The 13,569-nt window shown below is 35.3% G+C and carries 10 protein-coding genes and 1 pseudogene; 6 read left to right on the top strand and 5 right to left on the bottom strand.

The features are described 5' to 3' along the window. Positions 1-1,171 precede the first annotated feature (1,171 nt). Positions 1,172-2,314 (bottom strand): molecular chaperone DnaJ, encoded by a 1,143-nt coding sequence (gene dnaJ, locus V4P56_RS06210; protein ID WP_455482683.1) that lies wholly within the window; start codon positions 2,312-2,314, stop codon positions 1,172-1,174. Between the two features lie 157 nt (positions 2,315-2,471). Beyond that, positions 2,472-4,361: a molecular chaperone DnaK gene (gene dnaK, locus V4P56_RS06205; protein WP_455482029.1), complete on the bottom strand. Its 1,890-nt coding sequence runs from the start codon at positions 4,359-4,361 to the stop codon at positions 2,472-2,474. Positions 4,362-5,274: 913 nt separating this feature from the next. Between dnaK and V4P56_RS06200 the strand changes: the two genes are divergently transcribed. Beyond that, positions 5,275-5,832: a copper chaperone PCu(A)C gene (locus V4P56_RS06200; protein WP_455482682.1), complete on the top strand. Its 558-nt coding sequence runs from the start codon at positions 5,275-5,277 to the stop codon at positions 5,830-5,832. Between the two features lie 148 nt (positions 5,833-5,980). On the opposite strand, the pseudogene V4P56_RS06195 reads toward V4P56_RS06200, so the two are convergent. After that, positions 5,981-6,404 (bottom strand): annotated as a pseudogene (locus V4P56_RS06195) (peptidoglycan-binding protein LysM). 362 nt (positions 6,405-6,766) lie between these two features. On the opposite strand from V4P56_RS06195, the gene V4P56_RS06190 reads away from it, so the two are divergent. From V4P56_RS06190 to V4P56_RS06170, 5 genes are all read left to right on the top strand, one after another. Then, entirely contained in the window at positions 6,767-7,489 is a 723-nt protein-coding gene (locus tag V4P56_RS06190; RefSeq protein ID WP_455482028.1) for a response regulator transcription factor, read from the top strand. 58 nt (positions 7,490-7,547) lie between these two features. Next, a complete protein-coding gene (locus tag V4P56_RS06185; RefSeq protein WP_455482681.1) occupies positions 7,548-9,314 on the top strand; it encodes a stimulus-sensing domain-containing protein in 1,767 nt (588 codons plus the stop codon). A gap of 23 nt (positions 9,315-9,337) precedes the next feature. Next, complete coding sequence (locus tag V4P56_RS06180; RefSeq protein WP_455482027.1) at positions 9,338-9,802, top strand: HPr kinase/phosphatase C-terminal domain-containing protein; 465 nt, start codon at positions 9,338-9,340, stop codon at positions 9,800-9,802. Positions 9,803-9,932: 130 nt separating this feature from the next. Continuing rightward, positions 9,933-10,340 carry a PTS sugar transporter subunit IIA gene (locus tag V4P56_RS06175; RefSeq protein WP_455482026.1) on the top strand — a complete coding sequence of 136 codons (408 nt, stop codon included), beginning with the start codon at positions 9,933-9,935 and terminating at the stop codon, positions 10,338-10,340. A gap of 5 nt (positions 10,341-10,345) precedes the next feature. Next, positions 10,346-10,642, top strand: a complete 297-nt coding sequence (locus V4P56_RS06170) for an HPr family phosphocarrier protein (RefSeq protein WP_455482025.1) — start codon at positions 10,346-10,348, stop codon at positions 10,640-10,642. 807 nt (positions 10,643-11,449) lie between these two features. On the opposite strand, the gene grpE is transcribed toward V4P56_RS06170, so the two are convergent. Together grpE and hrcA are read right to left on the bottom strand one after the other, a co-directional pair. Then, positions 11,450-12,136 carry a nucleotide exchange factor GrpE gene (gene grpE / locus V4P56_RS06165; protein WP_455482024.1) on the bottom strand — a complete coding sequence of 229 codons (687 nt, stop codon included), beginning with the start codon at positions 12,134-12,136 and terminating at the stop codon, positions 11,450-11,452. Positions 12,137-12,259: 123 nt separating this feature from the next. Further along, positions 12,260-13,330 (bottom strand): heat-inducible transcriptional repressor HrcA, encoded by a 1,071-nt coding sequence (hrcA, locus tag V4P56_RS06160; protein WP_455482023.1) that lies wholly within the window; start codon positions 13,328-13,330, stop codon positions 12,260-12,262. Between the last annotated feature and the right edge of the window lie 239 nt (positions 13,331-13,569).

Genomic DNA, 13,569 nt, shown 5'->3' with positions numbered 1-13,569 from the left:
GCAACTTTCTCAGAAATATTAGCGTCGAAAAATCAAATGAAGTAGAAATACACAATGCTATTATCTTATGATTTTTATGTATAAAATTTGATAGCAGAATTTATGAGATTTTTTAAGCAACACTGTACACTGAATTAATTGACTCCATCGTCTAATAGAGTCTTTAATAAAACATAGATATATACGAAATCATTGATTTTATAAATTAAAAACAAAAACTTTTTATAATGGGATCAATTCTCATATCATTAATACAAAAATAACTATATTTCAGATATTATCCACCTAAGTTGCAGTTTTATTCTAAAAACCTATCGCCTTTCTAATAATTAGCAATAGCAACATATCAAAAAATGTAGAATAATCCAATATACTTATCTTACCAAATCACATACCTTCTTTTCTCTAAATAACCTACAAAATTATTAAAGATCATTTACGTTCAACATGCTCATAGTAACTAAATTATCTTCTACCAATAAGATCCTGAAAGAAATCAAAATATCCTTCCATAGAATTATATCATTACAAAATGAAAACCACTATTGTTGTTTTCTTAAAGGAATAGAAACTTATTTGTTGAAAGCCTTTCACTGCTTTCAAAATGCGTAAATCTAAATATGATCAGTGTATACTACTAAAGCCCTTACAACCACAAAGCATTGAGATTTATTAAAATCTCTTTATAGACAAAATTAAACACAACCAATTAAATACAGAAAAGTATTATGAAGCATCTTACCAAAATCTTTCTCTATACCGCAAACAATGCTTTCATACGCATCAATTCTTATATTTAATATTTAACAAAACAACCTTAAATCAATCGTAATTCAAACTTAAATAACAAACTAATTACAAAATAGAAAGAAAAACAGATTTTGAATTGATAGTACAAATACAGATATTATTAGTACATTCAATACCTTGTTGCATAAAAAACCTCGTTCAAGATTATAAACATTTAAAACAAAATTTACTCGCAGAGCCATATAATGAAAACCATAAGCGAATAAGCATACTTATCAAAGCACAGATAATTTAAAATTAGACTTAAGTGAATAGAAACTCTTATCTTTTTAAATGTTAACCATTTTAATGATTTTGATTCAACAAAAATCTAATTAAAATATTCTGTTAAGTATGCCCTTTCTGTACTTGTTCATTTTCATTAATTCTGACTAGAAATATTCTCAAAAAACTCTTTCATACGTGCAAAAAAACCATGCGATTGTGGTGAATTTTCGTGATTTGAAAGCTTCTCAAATTCTTGCAGCAATTCACGTTGTTTTTTCGTCAATTTTTGTGGTGTTTCAATAGTTATGTGAATATAAAGATCACCCCTTTCTTGTTGGCGTAACATAGGCATTCCTTTACCTTTAAGGCGAAACTGGCACCCATTTTGTGTACCTTCAGGAACTTTAACACGTGCCTTGACACCATCAAGACTGGAAACCTCAAATTCACCTCCTAAAACAGCAGTAACCATTGAAATAGGAACATGACAATGAAGATCTGCTCCATCTCGCTGAAAAAATTCATGTGGTTTTATAGAAAGAAAAATATAAAGATCACCGCTAGGGCCACCACGAATGCCAGCATCACCTTCACCAGAAAGACGAACACGCGTACCATCTTCGATACCAGCTGGAATGTTCACACTTAATGAACGGTTTTTTTCTACCCGTCTTGTTCCACGGCATTTAAGACATGGATCCGTAATGATTTCACCACGTCCATGACATACAGGACAGGTTCTCTCAATAGAAAAAAAACCCTGCGCAGCACGCACACGGCCAGATCCATGGCAGGTTCCACAAGTTTGTGGTTTAGAACCTTTTTTCGCACCTAATCCCTCACAAGAATCACAAACCACAGAACTGGGAATATTAATTTGTGCAGTTTTTCCTGAAAACGCCTCTTCCAAAGACACTTCCATATTATAACTCAGATCCGCACCACGCTCACGACCATCACTGCGCTTACGGTGCCCACCTCCCATAATTTCACCAAAAAAATCCTCAAAAATATCAGCAAATCCACCTCCAGTAGCAAAACCACTAAATGGATTTGCTCCTTCCCGACCATTATTGTCAAAGGCTGCATGGCCAAAACGGTCATAAGCTGCCCGTTTTTGAGGATCTTTAAGAACTTCATAGGCTTCACCAATTTCTTTGAATTTCCGCTCAGCCTCTTTATCTCCTGCGTTACGATCAGGGTGATATTGCATCGCCAGCTTACGAAAAGCAGACTTTAGCTTTTTATCATCACATTCACGGGTTACGCCAAGAATTTCATAATAATCAACCTTCATCATGTATTCCTGATAAATTTTTACTATCTATTTCAAGATAGCATTTATTTTCAATTTAAGCTCCTAGCAACAGCATTACAATTGCTCTCAAACAATAAATCCCAGCCTTATATCTCAAAGGCTGGGTTTATCAAATGATCAGCATCATTGGCTTATACTATTTATTTTTATCATTAATTTCTTCAAAATCAGCATCAACAACATCATCATTTTTTGTATCTGTTTCAGTATTAGTTGCTGCTTCCGAAGCTTCGTACATAGCTTGTCCAAGCTTCATACTAACTTCCGCTAATTTTTGCATCTTGGCTGTTACCTCTTCAGTATCAGTACCATCAAGTGCAGACTTTAAATCAGATATTGCAGTTTCAATTTGGCTTTTATCTTCGGCTGATACCTTATCACCATATTCATTCAGTGATTTTTCAGTTGAATGGATAAGAGCTTCTGCCTGATTTCTGGTTTCAACACCTTCACGGCGTTTTTTATCCTCTGCCGCATGCTTTTCTGCATCTTTTACCATTTGTTCGATATCAGCGTCACTTAAACCACCCGATGCTTGAATACGAATCTGATGCTCTTTACCAGTTCCTTTATCCTTAGCAGAAACATTTACAATACCATTCGCATCAATATCAAAAGTCACCTCAATCTGAGGTATACCACGTGGTGCAGGTGGAATACCAACAAGATCAAATTGAGCTAATAGCTTATTATCATTAGCCATTTCGCGTTCACCTTGGAAAACACGAATAGTTACAGCATTTTGATTATCATCAGCTGTTGAAAAAACTTGTGATTTTTTAGTTGGTATAGTGGTATTACGTTCAATAAGACGAGTAAAAACCCCACCTAATGTTTCAATACCCAAAGACAAAGGCGTCACATCCAAAAGCAATACATCTTTTACATCACCTTGCAATACCCCCCCTTGGATAGCAGCACCCATCGCCACAACTTCATCAGGATTAACACCTTTGTGTGGATCTTTGCCAAAGAATCCTTGTACAACTTCCTGAATCTTGGGCATACGAGTCATGCCCCCCACTAAAACAACTTCATCAATCTCGCCGGCACTCAGTCCTGCATCTTTTAGTGCAGCTTTACAAGGTTCAATAGTACGCTGAACTAAATCATCAACTAAAGATTCAAATTTTGCACGAGTTAATTTCATCGTTAAGTGTTTAGGGCCAGATTGATCTGCTGTAATAAATGGCAAATTAATTTCCGTTTGCTGTGAAGAAGAAAGCTCAATCTTTGCTTTCTCTGCCGCTTCTTTTAAGCGCTGCAATGCAAGTTTATCATTTTTCAGATCAATCCCTTGTTCTTTCTTGAATTCAGCCACAAAATAACTAACCAAGCGCATATCAAAGTCTTCACCACCTAAAAAGGTATCTCCATTGGTCGACTTAACTTCAAAAACGCCATCCCCAATTTCAAGCACAGAAATATCAAATGTACCACCACCAAGGTCGTAAACAGCAATAGTTTTTCCGCCTTTTTTATCCAAACCATAGGCTAAAGCAGCAGCTGTCGGTTCATTGATGATCCGCAAAACCTCAAGCCCAGCAATTTTTCCTGCATCTTTAGTAGCCTGACGTTGTGCATCATTAAAATAAGCAGGAACAGTAATAACCGCCTGTTCAACCTTCTCACCAAGGTAAGACTCTGCGGTTTCTTTCATCTTTTGCAAAATCATAGCTGAAATTTGTGATGGAGAATATTTCTTATCAGCTTCTTCAACCCATGCATCACCATTGTCACCTTTAACAATTTTATAAGGAACAAGCGCTTTATCTTTTTCAACCATAGGGTCATCAAATCTGCGCCCAATCAAACGCTTAACTGCAAAAACTGTCCCCTCAGGGTTTGTAACTGCTTGCCGTTTAGCAGGCTGCCCAACAAGCCGCTCACCCCCATCAGTAAAAGCAACAACAGAAGGTGTTGTTCGTGCTCCTTCTGAGTTTTCGATAACCTTTGCATTTGTGCCATCCATAACAGCAATACAAGAGTTTGTTGTCCCCAAATCAATACCAATTACTTTTGCCATATCATAATCTCCATTCAGCAAACTGCCTCAACCTTTATAAAGCATCTTTCCAAGACAGCTCCTTATCATATTCAAAGCCTGCATTTAATTTCAAATTACACAAAATAATAAACTGAGAATCATAACAAGCTTTGTTGTCTGGTATATAAGAATAGGCTCTTATCCCTACAAGAGAATAATGAGAGAAACATTTCCAAAATAAAATTTTTCTTTAAAATAGGAATTATACTTGTGGATCAACATCACCTTTATAAAAGATACAAACATAACGATATATCTTTCTTTTGATCCCCATAAATATAAAAATATCAGCTTATAAATCTTGAAAAAGCAGGGATAATTATCACGTATTTTCCTTGATACCTTTATCCCTTATAACAGATACTCATAAAAAACTTTTAAAAATACCGTTTAAGTACAATAAGTTTACACCATGAATATTACAGCTTTTTTAGTACCCCCAAATCTTTATACAGCTAACAAACACAGTATTTTCTAAACTTAATTATAGAATTAAATCTAATCTTTCCAAATACTTATTTAAGATAAGTGCTATTTGTAAACTCAATCTCAGCAGCTTTATTTCTAAGCACTTAATCGTTCACTGCTGTTTAAGAATTACATTTTAAGTATATACAATATATTAAGTATATACAATATAATCTTCTTCTTTATAATCTTCTTCTTTTCTTAAATTTTCAAATATATAAAAATAAACCTTTCACTCTTAAACACAATGTTATTTTAAATCTCTCCTTCTTCTTCCAAACTCAATAAATTCACAAATTCCTAATTCTGCACTCAAATAAATATAATTTGAGTAGTTCTTTCTTTTATTTTGAATAAAAATTCTGCTAGAAATAAATTAAATAAAGAATATTCCTAGGTGAATTTAATGAAGGAGGGTAAAGCAATGATAAAACTTATCACCCAAAAAATTAAAGATTCTATATATAAAAATCTTGCTTACATGCAATGTTTATTCAAGAAGATTACTAAAAACACTGTATTAGCTCTTATCTTTGCTTTCATAGCTCTACCTACTGCAACCGCACATCAGTACCAACTTGGGAATATAGAAATCATTCATCCTTGGATACGTGCAATACCCAACAGTACAAAAGTTGGCAGCGGTTATCTTTACATCATTAATCATGGAAATACTCCAGACCGTTTGATTGCAGTTTCAACAAGCGGAGTACAAACAACAGAAATTCACTCCATGACAGTCGTTAATGATATTATGAAAATGGAAAAAATACATAATGGTATTGAAATTCCAGGTAATGGGGAAATAAGACTTAAACCCGGTGGTGACCATATCATGTTCATGGGGCTCGCACAGCCATTCAAGCCAGGTGACAAAATTAATGCAAAATTGACATTTGAGAAAGCTGGTACAATTGATGTTGATTTTTATGTAAGTTCTATAAGAAAAAAAACATCTTCCAAATCAGTATCTTCTCAATAAACTTTCTCATCAACATTTTAAAATCGGAAGCGTGAAAAAATTTGCACGCTTCTTGGTTTTTCATCACTATTGTAGAACATATCGTAAACAAACAAAGAATTTTTTCTCTGTCTGATTATGCCTGATCAATTTTAAAAATACGCAAAACTTATCCAAGATAAATTTCATCAGGTGATTTTTACATAGGCTTATTAGCTTCAAAAATAAACGTATTCTTATCACCTTATCCTTTGCTGTAAACTTCTTCAGCAATTTTTCAAAGGCTATCGCCAAATTTCACCTCATAAAAACGAGAAGCTTTTGTAGACGAAGTATCTGCAATATCTGATTGAGAAACATCAATCGAAGAAATACCTTGCGAATTACCAACAACCAAAATTTCTTTTTCAAATTTTTCTCTGTCTTGAACTTCACCACTCAAAACAGCTTTACCATTTTCAACTCGAACATTCACTGTGTCTGTCCTAAGCTGAAGGTTATCAAATGCAGCCTTAAAATCTTTTTCCTCTGGCTCATAATCTCCAATCCCAAGCTTTTCACCAACCAGTTTTTACAAAATCAAAAAATCCCATCATGATTTCCTTCCATGCAGTGCGGATACATTTTTTACCTAGATGTTAATATCTGCTTTCTTTGCTTTTAAAACAGAGAGGTAAGTTTTCTAAACTTCAGCGATCAAAAATAAATTTTTGGGCATAAACAATAACAAATATCGATAAAAACACCTTTAATGAAAATTTTGTTTAAATGCAGGGATCTTGACATAAACAAAAACGTTATAAAATGACAAAACAAGATAGCTTTTACCATAAAGATGAAAGGTTTTTTACTCTGTAATAATTTGTACCATATTTGTTTTGCAAAAAAAATGTGAACTCCCATATAAATAGCGTAGGCGATTTGCTACCACAGCAATAGAAAGGTCTAAGAAGCCATGAAGGATAATCCAACAATCACCCAAACGATTGTACTTGTTGATGATGATCGCAATATTTTAACATCCTTATCTTTTGCGCTTGAAACAGAAGGATATCGGGTTGAAAGCTACACAGATGGAGCGTCTGCACTTAAAGGCTTAACGTTGCATCCCCCACACTTAGCTATTTTTGATATTAAGATGCCTCGAATGGATGGTATGGAACTTTTACGCCGACTGCGTCAAAAATCGGATATTCCAGTTATTTTTCTTACCTCTAAGGATGATGAAATTGATGAATTGTTTGGTCTTAAAATGGGTGCTGACGATTTCATTACAAAACCCTTTTCTCAACGTCTTCTCATTGAGAGAGTGAAAGCTATTCTACGACGTTCAAATGCTCGTAACCAACCACTTGCAACAGGAGCTTCACCTGCCTCCTCTCTCAAACGTGGAGATCTTGTGATAGATCAGGAACGTCACACCTGTACATGGAAAGATAAACCTGTTATCTTAACTGTTACAGAGTTTTTGATTCTTCAAACCTTAGCACAACGACCAGGGGTTGTGAAAAGTCGTGATGCTTTAATGGATGCGGCTTACAGTGATCAAGTTTATGTAGATGATCGTACCATTGATAGCCACATCAAACGCTTGCGTAAAAAATTTAAACAGGTGGATGATGATTTTGCAATGATTGAAACGCTTTACGGTGTAGGTTATCGTTTCCACGAAGTGTAAAGCTAGTTTATTATAAAAATTTGAATAGCAATCAAATTAATGACAAAAAAATACTCAACTGGAGACTTTGCCCAAAAAAACACCAAATGTTATCTCCTTAATACGGTTTTCTATGCTTGCCAATTTACATTTTCGAGTACAACGCCTACTCAGGCAATTATTTTTTTCTAGTCTTACACGCCGTATTGTCATCTTGAATCTTGCTGCTCTTGGCATTCTAGTTACAGGGATTTTATACCTTAATCAATTTCGTGATGGTTTGATTGAAGCAAAAATAGAAAGTCTATGTACCCAAGGAAAAATTATCGCTGGAGCCATTGCTGCCTCTGCAACGATAGATACAAACTCTATTCTCATTGATCCTCAAAAACTTTTGGAATTACAAGCTGGAGAAAGTGTTACCCCCACACCTCAATCAACTGATTCTTGGGATTTTCCTATTAATCCTGAACAAGTTGCCCCACTTTTACGGCGCCTTATTACACCAAAAACAACAAGAGCACGTATCTATGATCGTGATGCCACTCTGCTTCTCGATTCACGTGTTCTTTATTCTAGTGGCGAAGTTTTTAGCTATGATTTACCCCCCATTAAGACTGAACAAAATCTGTGGGAACGTCTCTATTGGTGGTTTTCAAATACACTCTATGGCAAGAAGACTAATTTTGATAGAAAGAAAGTAAAAAGCAGTGATATTGCTCATCCAGAAGTTTATCGAGCATTAAACGGATCTATCGCTACTGCCAAACGACGAAACAGACAGGGTCAATTAATAGTTTCTGTTGCTGTACCTGTCCAGCGTTATCGCGCTGTAGTAGGTGCTCTTCTTCTTACAACCACTGGTTCAGATATTGATAACATTGTAAAAGGCGAAAGATTAGTTATTTTCAAAGCTTTTGTAGTTGTTGGTAGCGTACTTTTAATACTTTCCCTGTTTTTAGCTCATACAATTGCTCATCCATTAAGTAAATTGTCTGCCTCTGCCAACCGTGTGCGCCATGGCAACAATAAGCGTATAGAAATTCCTGATTTCTCTAAACGTGAAGATGAAATTGGTCATCTTTCAACTTCTATTCGTGATATGACTAATGCACTTTATATGCGCATAGAAGCCATCGAACGCTTCGCTGCTGATGTAAGTCACGAATTAAAAAATCCGCTTACTTCACTGCGTAGTGCTGTTGAAACACTCCCATTAACTAAAAATGAAGAAGCACAGATACAATTATTTAAAATTATTCAACATGATGTGCATCGTCTTGATCGTTTGATTACCGATATTGCTGATGCCTCACGGCTAGATGCAGAACTTGCTCGTGAAACTTCGAAACCAGTTGATATGAAACTACTTTTAGAAAATTTTGTTCATGCTATGCGTGAAATATATCGTAGTACAAAAGCCATTAATATCAGCCTTAGTATTATTCCACGCCCTCATGGAAAAGCCTATCTTGTATTGGGACATGAACTGCGTTTGGGTCAAGTTATTTCTAATATCATTGAAAATGCGTGTTCCTTTATTCCTAATGATAATGGTCAAATTTGTATAACTATGAAAAGTGATGCTTCAACCCTCATCTTAATTATTGAAGACAATGGCCCTGGTATTCGTTCAGAAAATATTGAGCGTATTTTTGAACGCTTTTATACTGATCGACCAAGCGAAGATTCATTTGGACAAAACTCGGGACTTGGACTTTCTATTAGTCGACAAATCATTGAAGCCCATAATGGGACAATTATAGCTGAAAATATTGTTGATCCCGTAATTAAAAATAATAAAACTGGTGCACGATTTATTATTATGCTTCCCTTCATGAAATAACCTATCAACCAAAAGCAAAAGGTATGACAATAAAAAATGAAATACTGCATGCAAATTGTCTCCAACTTGGAGGCAAGGGGCTGTTAATTTTAGGTTCATCAGGATCAGGAAAATCAACTATCACCCTTTCTTTGCTTGATCGTGCTGAATGGTCAAAACGTGAAGCAAAACTTATCAGTGATGATTATACAATGCTTTGTGTAAAAAATGGGAAACTTCATGGATACACTCCAGAAGGATTGCAAGGTGGTATTGAAATTCGCGGTGCTGGTTTACGTACAATAAATTTTGATAAACAAACAACAATCGAATGCGTTATTCTTCTTGGTTCTGAATATGAACGCTTCCCAACAAATCAGACGTTTAAATTTGCGAATCTACACATTCCCCTTTTAAAACTTCCTAGTCTTCATGAAGCAGATTGTACAGCCATTTGTCAGGCCATTGAGGCGTTCTTTTTTAGAAAAATATGGCTAAAATCTGTCTAATTTTTTTCAAAATAGAAAAAAATCATTATTTTTGCTTTTTTTTGAAAATTTTCCTTGGCAGTACGGTAAAGCCTTGTAAAATAGTCCCTCTGCTATATGGTCATGTTTTTTTAATAGGAGTTTCTGTAAAATGATTGGACTCGTGCTTGTAACGCACGGTGGATTGGCTGTCGAATTTCTACATGCTGTAGAACATGTTGTTGGAACACAAGAAAAATTCGCAACAATATGTATTTATCCTGATGATGACATGGACCAACGCCGAGGTGATATTATAGCCGCAGTTTCCTCTACAAATACAAATCATGGCGTAATCATACTAACAGATGTGTTTGGCGGAACGCCATCAAATATGGCTATTTCTGTTATTAAAAAGGGACATATTGAAATGATTGCAGGTGTTAATTTACCTATGCTCATTAAACTGATTTCTATCCGCCAGTGCCCTGATATCTCATTATCAGAAGCATTAAGAATAGCGCAAGAAGCAGGGCGCAAATATATTAATGTACCAAGTATGATTTTAGCGGATAATTAACACTGATGCTTTCTAAAAAAACTCTCCCAAATATATTAAGTCGCCATCTCAATATATGTAATAAACGTGGATTACATGCACGTGCTTCTGCAAAATTTGTACAAACTGTTGACAATTTTAATGCCATTGTTGAAGTTGAAAAGAATGGAAAAATTGTTGGTGGTTCATCAATCATGGGACTTATGATGTTAGCTGCTACATCTGGTTGCAATGTCACTATCCGTGTTTCAGGACCAGAAGCGACTGATGCTCTCAATGCTCTCGAAGAACTTATCAATAATAAATTTGGAGAAGAAAGTTAGAGCTTTTCACTAAAAAGGGAACGTTATAATCCACCTTTATGAAATAAAGAGAGAATTCAACTTATAATTATGAGAGTCACTTTTTAACCATTCTTTATCCACAATAGCGCCTTTTCTCAGTAAAGCAGTTACTTATCAGCCCATCCACCATCGTACCTGTAAGATTATATTTTAACCATAGGAAGATACCATATCACGCCTATTTAGTGCTCTTTAAAATTCTTCAAAAAATAATGGAAACACTTATATCGCTACAAAATGGCTTGCTTAAAGCGCAATAGATTAATACCATTTTATCTTTTTTTGTGAAAGTTAAAAAATCTGTAATAAATGAGCTTATGTATAACTTTGACACCATCCCCCCCTCCTTTTATGTTGCACATCAATGGCTTCAAAGTATTTAGTTTAGAGGATGCTCCCTATTCTCTTGTTGTTCGCATTAAACCTTGTGAAATTCTCAACCTTTTACACGAACAGATGCAATATACCCAAAATTGCTTGAGATTAATCCCTGATAAAAAGTAGTTTACTCCGCACCATCATTCTTGCACGATTACTCGATATTAAATCTGAGGGTCTTTCTTCTTATCGATTTTCTTGAGATGACTTTTCGTTTCCTTTTTTTGAAATTAGCCATTTTACCTTATTTTCATCATAATCTTCCCTGAATAGTAATCTTTATATTGTGAAAAAAGTTGTGCGCTTAAAGTATAAAAGGGTGCTAACCACCCTTTGAAGCGTTTCTTTTATATAAGATTTTAAATATGAGACTACCCACAACACTTTTGTTTTGTGCTGAAGATATTATTACTGATGTGTTTGTGCTGGACTAGATTCAACAGAAGCTTCTTTCACTCCTCCTTTAGCGACACCAACTATTGCCGGACGTAAAACACGTTCACCGATAATATAACCTGCCTGAACAACTTGTTGAACGGTATTATCTGGAACATCGGCATTAGGAATCTCAAACATTGCTTGATGAAAATGAGGATCAAATTTTTGCCCTTCTGGATGGATTTTCTTCACCCCATGACGCTCTAATGCTGCTATCATTGCACGTTCAGTCATTTCAACACCCTCAGCCAATGTTTTTAAACCAGCATCACTCTCTCTCGCACCTTCTGGGATAGCTTCCAAAGCACGATTGAGATTATCAGAAACAGATAACATATCGCGTGCAAAATTAGCAATAGAATAAGCTCTAGCATCAGCCACATCACGCGCAGTACGACGCCGAAGATTTTCCATATCTGCAGCAAGACGTAAAATTTGATTTTTCAGTTCTTTATTTTCATCTTGTAAAGTAGCTAAGGGATCAGTAAACTCGTTTCCTTCTTCTTCAATATCTGTTTCAATATCTGTGCGAGTTTCTTCTTCGCACATTTTTGAAGATTCATCAGTTTCTTGTCTAAGTACATCATGATCACCTGAATTTTCTAAATCGCAATTTTCAAATGAAGTGTCAGCAAACTTATTTTTTTCATCAGACATAAAAATTTTATTCCTTCATAATATTTGTTATTATCGATATCGAAATTTTACAAACAAAAATCAAGAGGTATTTACGTATCTTAACACAATGCGTGTTTATAATAAAATATCCACTTGGTTATTCTAACGCAATAACTGTGATATAAGCTGAGCTGTATAATCAACCATAGGCACAATCCTTGCATAATTAAGCCGTGTTGGCCCAATAACACCTAAAGCACCGATAACTTTTTGCTGTGAATCGCAATAAGGTGCCACCACTAAGGAAGAACCAGAAAGTGAAAAAAGCTTATTCTCTGAACCAATAAAAATACGAACTCCTGAACCTTCATCTGCTAAATCGAGCAGCTGCGCCATACTTTCGCGCGTCTCAAGATCATCAAATAAATGTCGTAACCGCTCTAAATCCTCTTCTGCCTTCACATCTTCAAGCAAATTACCCCGCCCACGAACAATAAGGTGTATTTTATTATTAGCATCCTCCCCTCCCCAAAGAGCCAATCCAGTTTCAATAAGATGATGAGATAAATGATCAAGTGCAGCTCGTGTTTCTAAGCATAAACGTGCAATTTCTTTTTTAGCTTCACTCAATGTACGCCCCTGAATATGAGCATTAAGAAAATTTGTTGCCTCTGTTAATTGTGCATGTGTAACACCTTCTGGCAAATGAACAATACGATTTTCAACTTCACCTTGTTGAGTCACTAAAACTGCAAGAGCATTCTCTCCATCAAGGCGTACAAATTCAATATGTTTTAACGTTCCTTCGTGTTTTGTTGCCAAAACTAGCCCCGCCCCACGTGAAAGATCTGAAAGAACTTGGCTAGCTTGTATGAGAAAATGCTCAACTGATTGTGCATGGCCAGCCTCTTTAACTTGAGTTTCAATACTTTCACGCTCCTCAATTGGCAAATCACCCGCTTCCATAAATGTATCAACAAAAAATCGCAAACCTGATTGCGTTGGCATTCTCCCTGCAGACACATGAGGAGCATAAATTAAACCGAGATGTTCAAGATCACTCATCACATTACGAACTGTCGCAGGCGATAAGGCTTTTTGCAAAAGCCGCGAAAGATTTCGTGATCCTACAGGTTCACCATCATTAAGATAAGCCTCAACGATATGGCGAAAAATATCACGAGAACGTTCATCAAGACATTTTAGTGCATCATTAATAGACTTATACTTCATCACAATTTTTTCACCGCTTTAAAAAACTTTATTCTTAATATAAGTTTTGCTAAGGATCTGGTCAAATAGTCTAAAGCAAAACAAAAAGATATCACGTATTTACTGCAAAAAATACTATCATAAAAAAGGCATCTCCATGTGTTTCTTCAACTTATTACCTTCATTGAATACGAAAGATTTCCTTTGAATAAAATATCAGTAATCATGCAAAAAAAACCATATCTTGTAAAATCTGGCAA

The organism is Bartonella sp. B35(2025), from assembly GCF_053794465.1.
Note: the sequence above shows the minus strand (reverse complement) of the source record. Positions and strands in the feature narration are given on the sequence as shown.